Here is a 21,460-nt window from a genome sequence, read left to right as displayed (position 1 = left end):
TATCCCCTTAAAAAGTAATGCTCTTAATATATTATATTCATTATTCCCTACACTTGATATGCAGGTATTGGTCTCCCCTTTTCGTTCATAGCGTTGCATCTTTTGCACTCTTTACTTTTCAGTTAATGAAAGGGATGTTTCTTTTATCCCTTCAAATTCATTTAATAGGTACTTAGCTATCTTTTCAACTGCGGGGAAGTCTACTATTTCCTCATGTGATCCAGGGACAGAATACTTATTTACTCTTCCTTTTAATAAAGGTCCCCAATCTGTAAACAGCTCTTTTCCTTCCTCAGCACTAAAATAGAGAACTTCTCCAGAGTATGGTATTAAATCATGATCTGCCATTATGTTTAGGCATTTCCTATGAGCATTGATAACTTGCTTCAAATTCATAAGATCTGCATCAGGCGGGAGTACTCCTTCCATAAGTAATCGCTCTACAAGCATATCTTGTTCATGGAAGAGGCCTTTCCCCCGCTCAGTAAAATCTCTAGAAATGAAATGCTCATATATATATGAGAGCATATCCTCCGTTGTTTTATAGTCCTGCTCTGAAGGTACTTTAGTATCCATTAGTATCAACAACTCAACTTCCTCACCTTGATTCTTTAGTACAGTTGCGATTTCATAAGCAATCGCACCGCCTAAAGACCATCCTCCAAGACGATATGGACCTTCTGGCTGAACACGTTTGATTTCTTCAATGTAAAGTTGAATTACTTCCGGCAAGGTCAATTCATCAATTTCTCCCTTTTCTATAAGAGGATTCTGTAAACCATAAAATGAACAATGGTTCTTAAGTAATCTTGCTAGTTGAATGTAACAGAATACATTTCCCATAAACGGATGAACACAGAAGAAAGGTCTTTTCTCTGATTCTTGTAGTGGAACCAGCGCTGATACAGATTTTGTCATATCATGCTTATCGCGAATAAGGCATGCGATTCCTTCCAATGTTGGATTCTTAATCAATGTAGACACCTTAATCTCTTTTCCAAACTTCTCCTTAATTTTTGAAATCAATTTAATTACAAGGAGAGAATGTCCCCCTCTATTAAAGAAATCATCATTTACATAGACATCTTCTATCTGTAACACATCCTGCCAGATTTTAATCAACTGATATTCAATTTCATCCCTTGGAATGATTGGTGTAGACAAATTATTTTTTCTTTGAATTGTTAAACTGTTCAATGCCTTTCGATCAACTTTTCCATTCGGTGTAAGAGGAATCTTGTCTACCTTTATAAAGTGTGCGGGAACCATATAATTCGGTACTTGTGTCTTGAGATATTCACGCCAGTCATGCATACTTCCATCTCCAACTACATAAGCAACCAATCTCTGCTCTCCTAGCTTATCCTCTGTCACCAAAACTACTGCTTCTTTTACCAATGGATGCCTCTCTATACTCGCTTCAATCTCTTCAAGTTCAATACGAAAGCCCCTAATTTTCACTTGATTATCAATTCTTCTCAAGTAATCTAAATTACCATCAGGTAAATAACGAACCAAATCTCCCGTACGATATAAACGCTCTTCTTCATTAAATGGATGACGGATGAATCGCTCTGTTGTTAATTCTGGACGATTCAAGTATCCTCGCGCTATACCTGCACCACCAATATATAGCTCACCTGTTACACCAACTGGAACAGGTAACAAATTTTTATCTAATACATAAGTTTGAACGTTCGGCAACGGACGTCCAATTGTAACTCTCTTACTATCTGTTTCGATATGATAACACGTTGCATCAACCGTACATTCTGTAGGACCGTATACGTTATAAAAATCAATTTTTTCAGTCTCTACTAGCTGTTTCCATAATGACGGCATGATTGCTTCACCACCGACCAATATCTTGCTTGGCACATGAACATCAGCACTTGTTTCTAGTAATCCTCCATCTATAAGTAATTGAAGTAATGAAGGTGTCATATCAAACATTTCCAATTTATTCTCCCTAATATAAGACACAAATCGTTCCGGATTAGTGCGAACTTCACTTGGGATAATATATAAACTTGAACCATACAGCAGCATTTGTAATTGCTGAATAGATACATCAAAGGCAATTGACGCATTCAAACCGACGCGCATATTACTAGGTATCTCATGTGAGAAAACTTCTTTTTGTAAACCATAGGATAGGTTTATTACAGAATGGTGCTGTACTAAAGCCCCCTTTGGATTCCCTGTCGAACCAGAAGTATAGATAACATACGCTAAGTTTTCCCCTGTTACCTCACATATTGGTGAAAGTTTGCTTTCTTGAGAAAGCATTGCTTGGTCCCTATCTAGGCAAACTGTCTTGATGTCTTTAGGTATCCATCCTAGTAATACCTCATTTGTAACTAACACTCTAATTCCCGTGTCTTCTAAAATATATTGCAGGCGGCTTTCCGGATTCGATGGATCTAATGGAACATAGGCTGCTCCAGCCTTCCAAATTCCCATGAGACCAACAACCATCTCAACTGAACGCTCAAAGCAAAGGCCAACTAATGACTCTGTCCCAATTCCACATTTCTGTAAATGATGAGCTAATTGATTAGCTCTTTCATTCAGCTCTCGATATGTTAGTTGCTGTTTTTCATCTACCACTGCCAACGCGTCAGGCGTACGATGTACTTGCTCTTCGAATAGTTGATGGATCGCATTCTCACGTGGATAGGATATAGTATTATTATTCCATTCTTCCAATAGCTTTCTTTGTTCAGCTTCCGTAATATATACTAGCTCCGATAGATTTTGATCAATGTTTTTGAGCATTTGCATTAACACTTGGTGTAAATGACCCAGCATTCGTTCAATGGTTACTCTATTAAACTTACTACGGTCATACATTAACTTTAACGATAACTGGATTCCTGGAACTACAGCTAACCCTAATGGGTAGTGGGTTTGTTCTACCCCTTCCAATTCACCAATTTCCAGATTTTCTGAAGACTCCTCTTTCACTGGATAATTTTCAAACACATATAAACTATTGAACAGCGGTATTCCTCTAGGAACTTCACTCCACCCCTGAATCTCTGTCAAAGAAGCATACTCATATTGTCTTCTTTCTATCTCTTCCTCTTGTATCTTCTGCAACCAATCTATTAATTTTATATCATCCATCAATTGAATTCGCGTCGGTGACGTTGTAATGAAAGGACCTACGATGTTTTCAACAGCAATAATCTCCGTAGAACGCCCTGAGCTTGTTACACCAAAAACAATGTCATTTTCTCCACTATATCGGCTCATGAGATATGCCCATGCACCTTGAATTACTGTACTCAAAGTAAGTTTATTGCGTTTCGCCCATCCTTGTAACGCTTGAGTCTGCTCTTCTGATAAATACGTAACCTTCTCTGTGTAACCTTTTTCTTCCTCTTTACTTTCTAAGCCCAGCAAAGTTGGCGCAGTAAAACCTTTTAGCTTCTCTCTCCAGAATTGTTCCGCCTGCTCCTTATCTTGCTCTCTTAGCCATTGGATATATTTCTTATATGGTGAGGACTTAGGTAACTTCACAGCTTCTCCATTCATTCTCTTCTGATAGACTGTAAGTAATTCATTAAATACTAATGGTAAACTCCATCCATCCAGTAAAATATGGTGATGGGTCCAAACAATCCGATATTCTTCCTCACCTTCTTGAATGACTGTTACCCGCATCAATGGTGCTTCATCAAATTGGAAGGCTTGTTTTCGATCTAATGCCAAAAAGACTTTTCTTTTTTCCTCTATCTCTTCACTTGTCATTGTACGCCAGTCTTCTTTGTTCACTTTAAATGGGATATTTTCATACACCACTTGTACAGGTTCTTCAATTTCGTCCCATACAAATGCTGTACGAAAAATTTCATGCCGCTGAATTACAGATTTCCACGCCTGCTCAAATGTAGAAATATTCATTTTTCCTCGAATCATAAAACTCAATTGCACTATATACGGTGCAGCATGTTCATCCCCTTGGTCATGCAATGTGTGGAAAATCATACCTTCTTGCAAAGGTGATAGTGGATATAAATCAGTAATCTGATTGTTCTTTCCGCGATGCATTTTGTTTAGTACATTTGTCAAACCTTCTTGGCTAAGATTAGCCATTGCAAAATCCGAAATGGTCAGTGCAGATTCTCTATCTGAAAATTGAATCAATGTACTCAGTTGATATAGCATATTCTGTGCAATACTTTGAATCGTTGATTTGGCAAATTGTCCAACATTGTATACCCAAGTGAAATGAAGTTTTCCATCCGTTACAACCCCAATTACATCAATTACATGCGATCGCTTGGAACCGGCAGCATGATCTAAACGCTTAAATTCGTTCTCCGGAATAAACATTGCATCGCTAGAAAACATTTGGTCAAATTGTCCAAGATAGTTAAAACTAATAGACGGTGTATATTGGGAGCTTAATGGCTCACACATTGTTGTGTTCATGTAACGCAACACCCCATAATCAACACCCTTATTAGGAATTTTGCGAACTTGTTCTTTAACTGCTTTTAATGCTGCAATTGGCGTATTAGCATTAGTAATATTTCAATGAACTGGGTAAATACTTGTAAACCATCCCACGGTTCTCGATAAATCAACATCTTCAATAATCTCTTCTCGACCATGTCCCTCTAAATCTACGCTTAGTATCGGCTGCCCCGTACATGCTGCTGTAGCTTGTACCAATGCTGCTAATAATACTTCATTGATTTGGACACGGTGAGTGCTTAAAGTCTCTTGCAATAACATACGGGTCTCATTCTCGTTTAACACCACAGTAATTTCCTCAGTTACTGCGCTTACTGGATTACTTATAGTACCATCTACTGGCAGTATAACTACGTCTTGTTCAACCTGCTGCTCCCAGTAATGTAGCACTTCTTTTGATATTCCAGTTTGAGCGTAATGTTGTAATTTCTCCGACCATTCTTTAAAAGATGTACTCTTCATAGGTAATTGAATTTTTTGCCCTTGGACCGCTTGCGTATATGCTGTTTGCAAATCTTCCAATAAAATCCGCCAAGAAACACCATCCACGGCTAAGTGATGAATTGTCCAAAATAATCGACCAGTCTCCTCACCTTCATCAAAATACACCATTCTCATTAAAGGACCATCATGTAAATTCAATCTTTCTTGTGCAACATTAATCTCTTTTTGAATAACTTCATGCCAATCCGCTTCCGGCACTTCGTCTAATGAAATGACAGTCAGCATCAATTGTTCTTCAATTCCTTCATTCCACTGTTCCCAAGTCCCATTAGGTAAACGTTCATATCTTAAACGCAGGGCATCATGATGAAGTAGAAGGTTACGCGCTGCCTTTTCCAGTGATCCTATGTCCAATTTTTCTTTCGTTCTAAAGAACATGGATTGATTCCAATGATGTGGATTAGGATGATTTTGCGCAAAAAACCTTTGCTGAATAGGTGTAAGTATCGTCTCTCCAGTTATAATTCCTTGTTCAGCTTGTACACCTTGTTCTTCTTTGACTACTTGCGCTAACTCAGCAATCGTTTGGTGTTCAAATAGTTGTTTTGGTGTCAACTGTAAACCAGCTTGCTTTGCGCGAGAGACAATCTGAATGCTAAGAATTGAATCTCCACCAATTTCAAAAAAGTTATCATAAATACCAATACGTTTTGAACCTAGCACACGTTCCCAAATGATAGAAAGCTTATGTTCACGTTCATTTCTTGGGGTTGCGTAGCCTTCTTGTATTCCTTGATAATCTGGTATAGGTAACGATTTCCGATCAACCTTTCCATTTATGGTTAGCGGTAATTCTTTCATTTCGACAAAGTAGGAAGGTATCATATGGATTGGCAGTTTTGTTTTAAGATACTCTCGCCATTCTTCTACACTACCTTCGCCCACTACATAAGCTACTAACCTCTTATCTCCCGACTGATTTTCCCTAACTATTACAACTACCTCTTTTACCAAGTCATGCTCTTGTAAAGTCGACTCAATCTCCCCAAGTTCGATTCGAAATCCTCTAATCTTCACTTGATTATCCATTCTTCCTAAGTAGTCTATATTACCATCAGGAAGATATCTCACAAGATCGCCTGTTCTATATAACCTCTCGCCTTCTTTGAATGGATGAGAAATAAATCGTTCGGATGTTAACTCTGGACGATTCAAGTACCCCTTTGCTAGACCTACTCCTCCGATATAAAGTTCCCCCATCACACCAACTGGAACTAGCAACCTATTACTATCTAATACATAAGTTTGGACGTTAGGCAATGGACGTCCAATTGTTACTCTCTTACTATCTTTTTTGATATGATAGCATGTTGCATCAACCGTACATTCTGTAGGACCATATACATTATAAAACTGTATTTTATCAGTCTCTACTAGCTGTTCCCATAATGACGGCATAATTGCTTCACCACCAACCAGTACCTTACTTGGAGCATGAACGCCATCGCACGTTTCTAACAATCCGGCATCTATAAGTAATTGAAGCAATGAAGGTGTTATATCAAAGATTTCTAACTTGTTCTCCCTAATATAAGCTACAAACTGCTCCGGATCACTTCGTACTTCATTCGGAATAATATACAAACTTGAACCATAAAGCAGCATTTGTAATTGCTGGATAGATGCATCAAAGGCAATTGACGCATTTAAACCGACATGCATGTTAGATGGTATCTCATGTTCGAAAACCTCTTTTTGTAAACCATGCGACAAGTTTAGTACAGAATGATGCTGTATCAAGACACCCTTTGGATTCCCCGTTGATCCTGAAGTATAGATAACATACGCTAAGTTTTCTCCTGTTACTTCACATTTTGGTGAAAGAATGCTTTCTTGTGAAATCATTGCTTGATCCCTATCTAGACAAACTATCTTGATTTCTTTAGGTATCCAGTCTTCCAATGACTCGTTCGTAACTAATACTTGAATTCCAGTGTCCTCCAAAATATATCGTAGACGACTCTCTGGATATGATGGGTCTAATGGAACATAGGCTGCTCCAGCCTTCCAAATCCCCATAATACTAACAATCATCTCAACTGAACGCTCAAAGCAAAGTCCAACCAATGATTCATTCCCAATCCCGCATTGCTGAAGATAGTGGGCCAATTGATTAGCTTTTTCATTCAGCTCTCGATACGTTAACTTCTGTTTTTCATCTACCACTGCTACCGCATCAGGTGTACGATTTACTTGCTCTTTAAACAGCTGATGAATCGTACTTTCCTGTGGATATGCTACAGCATCATTATTCCACTCCTCCAACTGTTTTTGCTGTAATACTGACAATATAGGCAACTTAGCTAATGATTTATCAGGATTCTCCACGATTACATTCAACCAGTTCCCAAAATGTTCAGCCATGGATTCAATAGTTAAGCTGTCAAATAAATCAGTTCTATAAACAAAAGTAAGTAATAAACCCTCTTCCACTTCTGCAGCAGTTAAACTTAAATCAAACTTAGCGATAGGAGCATTACTTTCTATTACTTCTATATTTCTTCCATGTAGTTCTGGTAGCTTCTGTCCCGTATTTTGCAAAGTAAACATGGTTTGGAAAATCGGAGAATGGCTTGTATTTCGTTCAGGTTGGATAACCTCTACAATTTTCTCAAACGGAACATCTTGATACTCATACGCCTTCAATGCTTTTATCCTCACTTGAGACAACAACTCTTGAAATGCCGGTGCATTACTTAAATCAGCTCGATAAACCAATGTATTGACAAAGAAACCAATCAGCCCTTCAATTTCTCGATAATTTCGATTTGCAATTGGGCTGCCAACAATAATATCCGTTTGTCCCGTATAACGAGCAAGGAAACTTTGATACGATGCCAATAAGGTCATGAAAAGCGTTGCCCCTTCTTGACGACTTAGTTCGTTTAATTTATCCAGTAATGAGCGTGACAACAGCACATTATGAGTTAATCCATGGTGGGTTTGCACTGGCGGACGCGGACGATCCATTGGCAACATTAAGACTGGTAACTCACCAGATAATTCTTCCTTCCAATATGCAAGCTGTTGATTTAGTACTTCATCTTTCAACCATTCTCTTTGCCACTGAGCAAAATCTGCATATTGAACTGGTAGTGGTTCCAGCTCTGCTTGTTTTTCACCAATCGCATTCTCATAAAATGCCATCCATTCTTGAAGTAAGATTTCCATCGACCATCCATCTGAGATAATATGATGCATATTACACAGAAGAACCCATTCTTCTTCTGAAATTCTTATGAGTTTCCCACGGAACAATGGCCCTTGTTCTAAATCAAATGGAGATTCGACTTCAGTTTGAATCCATTGCTCCAACTTTCTTTCTCTCTCCTCTAATGAAAGCTTAGTTAGGTCCATTTGCGGAAGAGGACGGAAAATATAAGGTTGAATCTGCTGCACAGGATGACCTTCTTCTTCATGAAATACCGTCCGCAAAGATTCATGACGCTCTATTAACTGATTCCATCCCAACTCCAATCCCTCAGGTAACCAATTCCCTGTAAGGCGGCATGCCATTGGCATATTATAAAGTGCACTATTAGGTGCAAATTGATCAATAAACCATAAGCGCTGTTGGGCATAAGATAGTGGAATATTATTTCCGCGTTCCATCGGCACCAATGGTGGAATTTCTCGTTTTTCGCTCCCCTTACGTAACTGATCTATTCGTTTTGATAATGCCTCGACCGTTGAATATTCGAACAGTTCACGTACTGGCAATTTGATTTGAAAGACTTCCTGTAAACGTGAGACCACTTGTGTAGCAAGTAGAGAGTGACCACCAAGCTCAAAGAAAGAATCCTGAACACCAATTTCTTTTATTCCTAGCACTTGCCTCCACACTGAAGCGATAAGTTCTTCCAGCGGAGTTCGTGGGTATACAGTATTTTCGGCGGATTGTTCACTAAGTATAGGCAATGCCTTCAAATCAAGTTTTCCATTCGGTGTAAGTGGTAAAACTTCCATCTCAATAAAGTTTGTTGGAACCATGTAATTTGGTAAATGTGTTTGTAGATGTTCTCGCCATTCATGTACACTTCCTTCACCAACTACATAAGCTACTAATCTCTTGTCACCTTGATTATCCTCTCGTACCAATACAACTGCTTCTTTCACAGAAGAATGTGCCTGCAAAACAGCTTCTATTTCTCCCAATTCAATCCGGAAACCACGAATTTTCACTTGGTCATCTATACGGCCATGGAACTGGAGATTACCATCAGAAAGATAACTTGCTTTGTCTCCTGTATAATAGAGACGTTCTCCTGACTTGAAAGGATGTGGAATAAATTTTTCCTTTGTAAGATCCGGACGATTAGCATATCCACGTGCAAGATTCTTCCCTCCAATATAGAGATCTCCAATTACACCAATTGGTACTAGCTGAAGATGAGAATCTAACACATAAACTTCTGTATTCGCAATCGGTCGACCAATCGATGGCGTACCTGTTGTCACTCCTACAGGTACATAACAATCTGTGGTAACAACGGTATTTTCCGATGGCCCATACTGATTAATTACCGCAAAAGGAATATCGTTAGATGGATACTGCGTTAATTGATCCCCACCAGTAATGATAAAACGAAGATCCGTTTTATCTGGCCAAGATAATTTCAAGAGCCTTTCCAGAATAGGCGTAGGTGCAAAGCTAGCTGTTATTCGTGAATCAATGAGCCAGTCCCTTAATGCTTCTGGATTAATTCTCAGTTCCTCTGTTGACAAGTAGAGTGCTGCGCCAGCAGTTAGATACGGCCAAATCTCCTGGACAGCCGAATCAAAAGCAACCCCTGCAATCTGAGTCGCACGATCCTCTGCTGAAATATGATAAACTTCCTGATGCCAAGAAACCATATTCATTAATGAGCGATATTCAACCATGACACCCTTCGGTTTTCCTGTAGAACCAGAGGTATAGACAATATAGGCTAAGTTCTCTGGATTTATTTGACGTGTAGGTGCGATTACGCTTTCCACCGTTAATTCTTCTAACCTCACCATTTCGACGTGTGCGAAATGTCCTTCTTGTCCTTCCGCCGTCACTACAAATTGAATTCCTGCATCTTCAATCATGTATTCTAACCTTGATTTTGGATACAACGGATCTAAAACGACATAAGCTCCACCAGCTTTTAAAATGCCCAGTAAACTTGCCATCAGCTCAGCTGACCTCGGAAGATAAACTCCTACCACTGACTCTGGGGCTACTCCCTTTCGTTGTAAAACATTTGCCAACTGATTTGCTTGTGTATCCAGTTCACCATAAGTCCACTGTTTTGTTTGGTCAACTACCGCAATCGCATCAGGACGCCTTGCTACTTGCTCCTCAAATCTGTCGCAAACAAGACCCTGATGAGACATTTCCATTACAGTGTCATTCCATGTTTCTAATAACAAAGTACGCTCGGGTTCTGATAGCATACTCAGGTCATGCAACGGATTTTGTGGACGATGAGAAACTTCATGTAGCCATTTCTCAAAGTGTCCTGCCATCCGTTCAATAGTAGTAGCATTGAATAAATCCTTATTATACTCAAAAGTAAAAAGTAACCCCTCTTCCGTCTCAGCTGCCATTACACTTAAATCAAACTTTGCAATTGGACTATGGCTTTCTATCATTTCAATACTTCTACTAGATAACACCGGAAACTCTTGTTTCATATTTTGCAAAATGAACATAGTCTGGAAGATTGGCGAATGACTTGTACTTCGCTCCGGTTGCACAACTTCTACAATTTTTTCAAATGGAATATCTTGATATTCATACGCCTTCAATGCCTTTTGACGAACCTGATACAGTACATCTTGAAATGTCGGTCTACCACTCAAATTAGCTCGATAAACCAGCGTGTTAACGAAGAAACCAATTAGTCCTTCAATTTCTCTATAATTCCGATTCGCAATTGGGCTTCCGACCAGAATATCTTCTTGTCCCGTATAACGAGATAGAAAACTTTGATATGCAGCTAAAAGCGTCATGAAGAGTGTAGCCCCTTCTTTTCGACTAAGTTCATTCAATTTATCATGTAGCGTGCTTGGCAGAACCAGAGTGTATATCGACCCGTGATGAGTTTGTATCGCGGGACGCGGGCGATCCATAGGAAGTTGGAGTACAGGAAGCTCCCCAGACAATTCTTCCCTCCAATATTGGAGTTGTTGATCAAGCACATCCTCCTTTAGCCATCCTTTTTGCCACTGAGCAAAGTCGGCATATTGAACCGGCAATGGTTCAAGTTCCGCTACCTTTCCATCCGTTGCTTTCTCATAAAATGCCATCCATTCTTCAAGTAGGATTCCCATTGACCATCCATCTGAAATGATATGATGTAGAGTACAAAGGAGTATCCATTCTTCCTCTCCCACGTGCAAAATACTTGCCCTGATTAATGGACCCTCTGTTAAATCAAATGGCACTTCTGTTTCTTGTTGAATTAAACGTTTAACTTCTTCTTCTTGATCTTCAGAAGAAAGCATAGTTAAATCCGTTTTCGGAATTGATTGAAAAGCATACGGTTCAATTTGCTGTACGGGTTGACCGTTCACTTCGTGAAAGACCGTCCGCAGTGATTCATGACGTTCTATTAGTTGATTCCATCCCGTTTCCAATGCTTCAAGTAGCCAATTCCCTGTAAGGCGGCATACCATTGGTATATTGTAAAGGGCACTATTAGGTGTAAATTGATCAATGAACCATAAGCGTTGTTGGGCATAAGATAGTGGGATAGCTTCTCCTCGTTTCATTGGTATCAGCGGCGGAATCTCTCGTTTTTTATCTCCTTTACGTAACTGATCTAATCGCTTTGCCAGTGACTCCACCGTTGTATATTCAAATAGTTCACGTACTGGTAATTCAATTTGAAAAATTCCCTGTAAACGTGAAACTACTTGAGTAGCTAGTAGTGAATGACCACCGATTTCAAAAAAGGAATCCTGAACATTAATATTTTTTATTCCTAACACTTGGCTCCAAACGGAAACGATAAGCTCCTCCACTGGTGTTCGTGATGAAGTAATATCTTCACTTATGAACTGTTCTTCTAATTCCAGTAAGGCTTTCCGATTCACCTTACCATTTGGAGTGAGTGGCATACCTTCAATTTTGAAAAAGTATGCCGGAACCATATAATGTGGCAGTTGCTTCTTGAGATATTCACGCCACTCCCCAGTATCGCCTTCACCCACTACATAAGCTATTAACTGCTTATCTCCTGGTCGATCTTCCTTCACCAACACGACTGCCTCTTTTACAGATGAGTGATCATGTAAAGCTGCTTCAATTTCTCCCAATTCAATTCGGAATCCTCTAATTTTAACTTGGTTATCTATTCTTCCAATATATTCTAAGTTACGATCATTCATATATCTCACCAAGTCACCCGTTCGATATAATCGTTCCCCATCCTTAAAGGGATGCGGAATAAAACGTTCAGTAGTTAAATCCGGTCGATTGAAGTAGCCACGTGCTAATCCTACTCCAAGGTAAAGTTCCCCTGCCACACCAATCGGGACGACTTGTTGATATTGATCTAACACATACAACTCTGTATTATCAATCGGACGACCAATCGGAATAAGCATTGGTTCTTTTTCTAAATCACAATCGTAATAAGTCACATCCACAGTTGCTTCAGTAGGACCATACAAGTTAATTAACTTTGTTTGCTGAACATTGTAAAAGATCCCCTTAAACCGGCGAACCTGCTCAGTGTTTAACGCTTCTCCACTAGTAAAAACTTGAATTAAAGACGATACATCCCTTTTCGAATTATATAGTTCCATATAATCTAAGAAAGTAGATAACATCGACGGAACAAAGTGCATGGTGGACACGCGATATCGTTCAATATACTCTTCAATCACCGCAGGATCTTTCTCTCCTCCTGGTGGAAGTAAACAAACACGTGCTCCTACAAATGACCACCAAAATAATTCCCATACAGAAACATCAAATGAAAACGGTGTCTTTTGTAGGATTGTATCCGCCCCGGACAATGGGTATTTTTTCTGCATCCACTGTAGGCGGTTGATAACGGAATGATGTTCAATCATTACCCCCTTTGGATTTCCCGTCGAACCCGAAGTGTATATAATATAGGCTAAGTTATTTGCTGTTACTCCACTTACCGGAGCTAAATTACTCTCTTTAGAAATCATCACTTGATCCCGATCTAAACAAATTGCTTGAATATCTTTAGGTAACCAGTCCTGTAGTGCCTCTTTTGTTAACAGCACTTGAATTTGTGAATTCTCCAAAATATATCTCAGGCGGTTTTCAGGATAACTTGGGTCCAGTGGGACATAAGCCCCACCTGCCTTCAAAATCCCAAAGAGACCGATAATCATATCAGGAGAACGTTCAATACATATACCAACCAATGATTCAGGTCCGATACCTCGTTTTTGTAGAAAATGTGCCAATTGATTCGATTTTTCATTTAGTTCTTGATACGTTAGCTTTCCACCCTCATAAACTACCGCCACTGCATCAGGTGTCCGTGCAACTTGTTGCTCAAATAGCTCATGAATCATACAATCATGACCATAAACTACGTCCGTATCATTCCATTCTTCTAAGAGTTGTTTTTGCTCAGTATCCGATAACATTGACAGCTTTGTATATGATTCATCTGGATGATACGTGATTTCATTTAGCCAGTTCTCAAAATGTCCTGCCATACGTGCAATGGTACTACTATCAAATAAATCCGTGTTGTATTCAAATGAGACGAATAGACCTTCTTCCACTTCATAGGCAGTTAAGCTCAAATCAAATTTAGCAATAGACATATTACTTTCTACCATTTCAATACTTCTATCAGGCAAATCTAGTCGTTCTTGTTTTATATTCTGTAGCGTAAACATGGTCTGAAATATAGGGGAATGACTCATGCTTCGTTCAGGTTGCACAGCTTCTACCATTTTTTCAAATGGTATATCTTGATATTCGTAAGCTTTTAACGCCTTTTTCTTTGTTTGGTTCAAAATCTCCCGAAAAGTAGGGGTGCCACTCAAATCTGATCGATAAACCAATGTATTAACAAAGAAACCAATTAATCCTTCTACTCCCTTATGGTTCCGATTTGCAATCGGGCTACCAACTAGAATATCTTTTTGTCCCGTATAACGAGCGAGAAAGCTCTGGTATGCGGCCATTAAAGTCATAAATAAAGTGGATCCTTCTTGTCGACTTATATCCTTCAATTGACTGAGCAATTTATAAGGAAAAATCACGTGATGCGCAGCCCCAGAGTAAGTCTGCTTAACCGGTCGAGGTCGATCCACTGGCAGTTGTAAGATAGGAAGCTCACCAGACAATTCTTCCTGCCAATACGTAAGCTGACGATTTAGCACATCACCTTGCAACCACTCCTTTTGCCACTTCGCAAAGTCTGCATATTGAATAGATAATGAACTTAATTTAGCAAGATTTCCGCCTGTTTCTTCTTCATAGAAAGCAAGGCATTCATTCATGAATATACCAATGGACCAAGCATCAGAAATAATATGATGCATCGTACACAGTAATAACCATTCATCCTTCTCTAATTGAACAAGCTGATTACGAATTAAAGGACCATTCATTAAATCAAATGGTTCTTGCGCTTCTCTCGCAATTAAACTATCTACCTCTTTTTCTTTTACTTCTAGAGGAAGTTGAGAGTAATCCCTTACAGGTAATGCGCTAGGAAGGAATTCGACAATTTGTTGCACAGGCTGTTCTCCTATTTCTTTAAAAACAGTTCGTAATGATTCATGACGTTCAATGAGTCGATTGAATCCCTTCTCTAATGCTTCAGGTATCCAATTTCCTTTTAGATGCCATACTGTTGGAATATTATATAAAGAACTGTTTGGGTTAAATCTGTCCATAAACCACAAACGTTGTTGTGCATAAGACAACGGGAGTGCTTCTTTATTCTCCTTTTTTTGCATTTGCTTCTGAAGCCATGCTCTCTTCTCAGGAGAAAGTGAACTCAGCTTTGCAAGTAAATCACTTCTCATTTTTTTACCCCTTCCTCAATCAAATTACTCTCGAATATCCCTTGTGCTTCTTCCTCTGATAGCTCCTCTAATTGCTTAAGTAGTTCCAATAATTCTTCATCATTACTCACTTCTGCTTCTTTTTGAACATAGTCTTGAAGACTTACATTCTCCTTACTATCATTCTGCATTTCTTGATTTTTGTTATCGAGCAATTGATCAATCTGTTCTGCCAATTGCTGCACCGTATGAAACATAAATAAATCATGCAATGGTATCTCGATTCCAAAAGCCTCTTTAAGATTGGAAACAGCTTGCGTAGCAAGTAATGAATGTCCACCAATTTCAAAAAACGAATCCTGAATTCCGATGTTTTCCATACCTAAAACTTCATGCCATATCGAAACAATTGTTTTTTCCGTAGACGTACGAGGAGCAATATAACAACTCGCTATCTCCTGCTTCTCTGGTGCTGGTAAAGCCTTCCTATCAATTTTCCCATTAGGAGTGAGTGGAAATGCATTTAATCCAACAAAATAGGATGGAATCATATAATTTGGTAGTTGATCCTTGAGATAATCACGCCACTTTTGAGCATCCCCGTCTCCTACAACATAGGCGATCAAACGTGGATCGCCAGGATAATCTTCCCGCACCATTACAATAGCTTCGTTAACTAATATATGCCTTTGTAATGCCGCTTCAATTTCTCCTAGTTCAATCCGGAACCCACGAATTTTTACTTGATGATCAATTCGTCCAACATACTCCAAATTTCCATCTGGTAAATACCTTACTAGATCTCCAGTCCGGTATACTCGCTCTCCTTCTTTAAACGGATGCGATATAAAAAGATTTTGCGTTAAGTCAGGGCGGTTTAAATATCCACGTGCTAACCCTGATCCACCAATGTATAGCTCACCAACTACACCAATTGGAACCATTTTTTGTTCGGCACTTAGTACATATACTTCTGTATTGAATATTGGTTTACCAATTGGTGGTACCCTATACATGACACCCTTTTCTAATTCCATATACGTGGAATACGTAGTATCTTCGGACGGTCCATATAGGTTGTACACCTTTTCGATTGTACTTCTCTCGTATAAATCTTGAACAAGCGAATATGGCAATGGTTCTCCAGCCAAATTCATCACCTTTACCGAAGAAGGGATTGTTTTTACTCGAACCAGTTCCTTCGCTACCGATGGCACAGTATTAACCAAAGTTACACCTTTGGTAGACAACTTCTCTAGATGTAGAGCATTTTCAGTGACAATCACCTTACCACCCATCGTTAAGGGAACAAATAATTCAAAAACGGATAAATCAAAAGATAGCGAAGTTGAAGCTAACACTCCCGCTAATTCCTTTCGGGAATACGTACGATGCGCCCAATGAATCATTGTTACTGTATTCCTGTGCTCAATCATTACTCCCTTTGGATTTCCAGTGGAACCTGAAGTATAGATAATATAGGCTAAGTTATCGCCCGTCACTTCACTCATACATACCGTAGTTACTTCTTGTTCTATTTCTGCTCGATTACGATCAATACAAATCACGTCAACGAATTTAGGTATAACCATTTTTTGTTGTAACTTTTCCTGTGTCACCAGTACCTTTATTTGAGTATCCTCTAAAATGTATTGCAGTCGACTTTCCGGATACGCTGGATCAATTGGGACATATGCTCCTCCTGCCTTCATAATTCCTAAGAGGCCTACAATCATCTCAGATGAACGTGTAACACAAATCCCAACCAATGATTCGAAACCTACACCATTTTTCTGTAAATAATGTGCCAACTGATTCGAGCGTTCGTCCAACTCTCGATATGTTAGTTCTTCATCTTCGCACACTACTGCAATTGCTTCTGGTGTTTTTTTCACCTGTTCTTCAAACATTGTATGAATCGTACTTTCTTCCATATCTATAACACGCGATTTATTCCATTCCTCTAGTAGTTGCTTATATTCTACTTTCGATAACATATTCAGTTCTGATAGTACACATTTTGGATGAGAGACAATTTGATTTAACCAATGTTTAAAATGACTTGCCATACGCTCAATGGTTGTATCATTAAACAAATCAGTATTATATTCAAAGGTTAGTGATAATCCTTCTTCCGTCTCAGAAGCAAATAAACTCAAATCAAATTTGGCAACAGAAGCATGGCTTTCCATGAGTTCCATTTGTCTTTCAGATAGCTGAAGAAACTCTTGTTTCGTATTCTGTAAAGTAAACATAGTTTGGAATATTGGTGAATGACTTGTATTCCGTTCAGGTTTTACGGATTCTACCACTTTCTCAAATGGGATGTCCTGATACTCGTATGCTTTTAGCGCTTTTTTTCTTACCTGCGACAAAAGTTCTTGGAACGTCGGATTTTCACTGAAATCAGCTCGATAAACCAACGTATTTGCAAAGAATCCAATTAATCCCTCAATCTCTTTCACATTTCGATTAGCGATTGGGCTTCCAACTATAATGTCGTCCTGTCCTGTATAACGAGAAAGGAAGCTTTGATACGCTGCCATCAATGTCATAAATAAAGTGCATCCTTCTTGCAGACTTAAATCTTTGAGCTTTTCCTGTAGGGAATTCGCCACTATTAAGGACTGACTTGCACCACGATGGGTTTGAACTGCAGGTCGAGGACGATCCATCGGTAATTGTAAAACCGGTAGTTCCCCAGATAATTCTTCCTTCCAATATTGAAGATGCTGATTCAAATTCTCCTCTTTTTGCCATTCCTTCTGCCACATGACAAAATCTGCATATTGGATAGATAACTCCTTCAATTCCACTGGTTTTCCGGTTAGTGCTCCTTCATAAAAAGCCATCCATTCTTCAAGTAAGATTCCCATTGACCATCCATCTGAAATAATATGATGCATCGTACAAATGAGAACCCATTCTTCCCTGTCCACTTTCAATATTCGTGTTCGAATCAGAGGATCTTGTCCAAAATGAAATGGTTCCTCCGCCTCGTTTTGAATAAGGCGTTGCATTTCTTTTTCCCTATCTTCCAAAGAAAGATCTGTTAGATTCGTTTGAGGAATATGTCTGAACACATGAGATTGAACCTGTTGAAAAGGTTCACCCTCTTGTTCTAGAATTGTCGTCCTTAATGATTCATGACGCTCCAACAATTGATTCCATCCGACCTCCAATGCTTCAATTGACCATTTACCTGTTAAGCGACACGCTGCATGAATATTGTACATAGCACTATTTGGCATTAATTGATCAATAAACCATAGACGTTTCTGCGCATAGGAAAGTGGGATAATTTCTTCTCGTTTCATAGGTACAAGAGGAGCAACCTCTCGTTTTTTATCTTCTTTTCGTAACTGATCCACTCGTTTCGCCAATGCTTCCACTGTATCGTGCTTGAAAAGTTCACGTAATGGAATTTTAATTTGGAACAGTTCTTGCAATCTAGAGACGATTTGAGTAGCAAGTAGTGAGTGCCCACCACGTTCAAAGAAGGAATCCTGAATACTAATATTTTCTATCCCTAACACTTGACCCCAAACCGAGGCAATAAGCTCTTCCGATGGCGTCCGAGGTAGCACATTTAAATCTTCAATAACTTGCTCATCAGGTGCTGGCAAGGCCTTTCGGTCAATTTTCCCATTTGGAGTAAGCGGGAAGTGTTCTAACTCTATAAAGTGCGCTGGAATCATATGAGTCGGTAATTGTTTTTGTAAATACTCTCTCCACTCTTGGGTATTTCCATCGCTTATTACATATGCAACCAATCGTTGATCACCTGGACGATCTTCTCTAACTAATACGACAGCCTCTTTAATAAACGAACATTTTTCTAAAGTCGCTTCAATTTCTCCTAATTCAATCCTAAAACCACGCATTTTGACTTGGTGGTCCATTCTACCTATAAATTCTAAATTTCCATCAGTTAGATATCTTACTGAATCTCCTGTTCGATATAGTCGTTCCCCAAATCGATATGGATGCGAAACGAATTTTTCAGCAGTAAGATTCGGACGATTTAAGTATCCACGTGCCAAACCAGCACCACCAATATATAACTCACCCTCAATTCCTATTGATTGCAAGCGTTGATTTTGGTCTAATACATATAATTGCGTGTTCTGTATTGGTTGCCCAATAGAAACAAATTCTTGATTAGGCTGAATATCAAATGCATTCACATAAATAGTGGCTTCAGTTGGCCCATAAAAGTTGGTTAATTTCACTTGTCCACTATAATCCCATTTCTGTTGAAAACGTCTAACTAACCCTGAACTTAGTTCTTCTCCACCAGAAAATACATGGCGTACGGACGAACAATTCATGTTCAATTCAATATGATTGAAGTGGTCTAAGAAAACAGATAACATCGAAGGTACAAATTGAACTATAGTAACCTGATGTTGTTTAATCACTTCAGCTATAATAGAAGGATCTTTTTCTCCACCTGGAGGTAGGAAAGATACACTTGCACCAACGTGAATGCCCCAAAACAATTCCCAAACAGAGACATCAAATGAGAATGGCGTTTTCTGCAAGACCACATCCTTTTCAGAAAGCGGATATTTATGTTGCATCCATTCTAGATAATTAATTACTGAATGATGCTCAATCATTACTCCCTTTGGATTCCCTGTAGATCCTGAAGTATACATAACATACGCTAAATTTTCTCCTGTTACACCACTTATACATGGGGTTGTTTCTTCTTTTTCAATTGCAGTGTAATCTTTATTCATACAAATCGTTTCTATATTTTCAGATACAAACAAATTTTTAGAATTCTCTTCCGTCACTAGTACTTCGATTCCAGCATCCTCTAATATATATCGAAGTCGACTCTCTGGATAAGTAGGGTCAAGTGGAACATACGCTGCTCCTGATTTTAGAATACCTAATAACGCTATCATCATTTGTAATGAACGTTCCATATATACCCCAACTAGAGACTCTGGGCCTACACCATGCTTTTGTAAATAATGAGCTAGCTGATTTGCACGCTTCTCCAACCCTTTATAGGTAATTTGTTCATTTTCGTAACTAGCCGCGATTGCTTCCGGTGTTTTTTTAACTTGCTCCTCAAACATCGTATGAATCATGCCTTCAGCCGAATAATTAACTTGAGTATGATTCCATTCCTCTAGTAACTGTATCTGTTCTTCTTCTGTTAAATGGGTAATTTCAAATAGTTTTGAGTCTAGGCTCTTCGTCATCTGAATTAATATTTGCAATAAGTGATTCTGAATCAGATTTATTGTTTCTTCATTAAAATAGCTTCGATCATACATCAACTTTAAAGTAATTTTCTTACCGGGCATTACAATGAGTGTTAAAGGATAATTTGTTTGTTCCGTGCTTTTAACATCTAGTAATCTTAAATCATCATTTCTCTCACCTTGAATTGGATAATTTTCAAACACATACAAGGTATGAAATAAGGAGCTATTTCGCGGAACCTCACTCCAGCCTTGAATATCTATCAACGAATTATACTCATACTGTCTTCGTTCCATTTCTTTCATTTGTATTTTACGAAGCCAATCTACTACTGATGTATTATCCGCTAATCGAATTCTGGTAGGTAATGTGTTAATAAATAGCCCCACCATATTCTCTGCTCCCATTAAATCAGTAGGACGTCCAGCGCTAGTTACGCCAAATACGACGTCACTGTCACCGCTATACCTACTCATCAAATAAGCCCATGCACCTTGTACTAACGTATTCAACGTTAATCGACTATTTCGTACCCACTCTTGTAAATTCTCAGTAGGTTCCTCAGATACTTGATAAGCACACTCCCCATAACCCTTCTCTTGTCCTTGATCCTTTCTTTCCATTGCTAATGAAGTAGGTGCATAGAATCCTTTTAATTCTTCTTTCCAAAATTCCTCTGCTTGACTTTGATCTTGTTTATTTATCCATTGAATATATTTTTTATAAGGAAGAGATTTAGGAAGATTCAAAAATTCTCCCTTTATCATCTTGAGATAAACTTCCATCACTTCACTAAAGACCAATGACACACTCCATCCATCTAGCAAAATATGATGATGTGTCCAGATAATTCTCGTTTCCTCTTTTGCTTCTTTAATCGCAGTGACTCTCATCAATGGTGCTTCATCCAATAAAAATCCTTTCCTACGATCTGCAGTCAAAAACTGTTGTAATTTCTTCTCCTTCTCCTCATGCGAATAGGTACTCCAATCCTCTTGATGAATAGTAAAAGGAAGACGTTCGTAAACTGCTTGTAGAGGTTTTTCTACTTCTTCCCAAACAAATACTGAGCGCAGAACCTCATGTCGTTGAATAACATATTCCCAAGCTTTTTCAAAAGTAGCAACATCCAATTGCCCCCCGAGCAAGAAACCTACTTGTACAATATAGGAAAAAGAATGTTCATCATCTTGATCGTATAAAGTATGAAACAGTATTCCTTTTTGCAAAGGTGATAAACCATATATATCAATAACGTCTCCCATTT

The 21,460-nt window shown here is 38.8% G+C and carries 1 protein-coding gene and 1 pseudogene; both read right to left on the bottom strand.

The features are described from left to right. Window positions 1-111: 111 nt before the first annotated feature. Window positions 112-14,991: pseudogene (locus AC3WVZ_RS10965) on the bottom strand (non-ribosomal peptide synthetase). After that, complete coding sequence (locus tag AC3WVZ_RS10960; RefSeq protein ID WP_233936363.1) at window positions 14,988-21,458, bottom strand: non-ribosomal peptide synthetase; 6,471 nt, start codon at window positions 21,456-21,458, stop codon at window positions 14,988-14,990. The pseudogene AC3WVZ_RS10965 and the gene AC3WVZ_RS10960 overlap by 4 nt, the downstream one beginning before the upstream one ends. Between the last annotated feature and the right edge of the window lie 2 nt (window positions 21,459-21,460).

The sequence above is a fragment of the Bacillus sp. CPT56D-587-MTF genome (genome assembly GCF_058792335.1).
Note: the sequence above shows the minus strand (reverse complement) of the source record. Positions and strands in the feature narration are given on the sequence as shown.

Bases quoted from the DNA above. Each gene is read 5' to 3' on its own strand.
- AC3WVZ_RS10960 (WP_233936363.1), bottom strand. From the start codon at position 21,458: ATGGGAGACGTTATTGATATATATGGTTTATCACCTTTGCAAAAAGGA.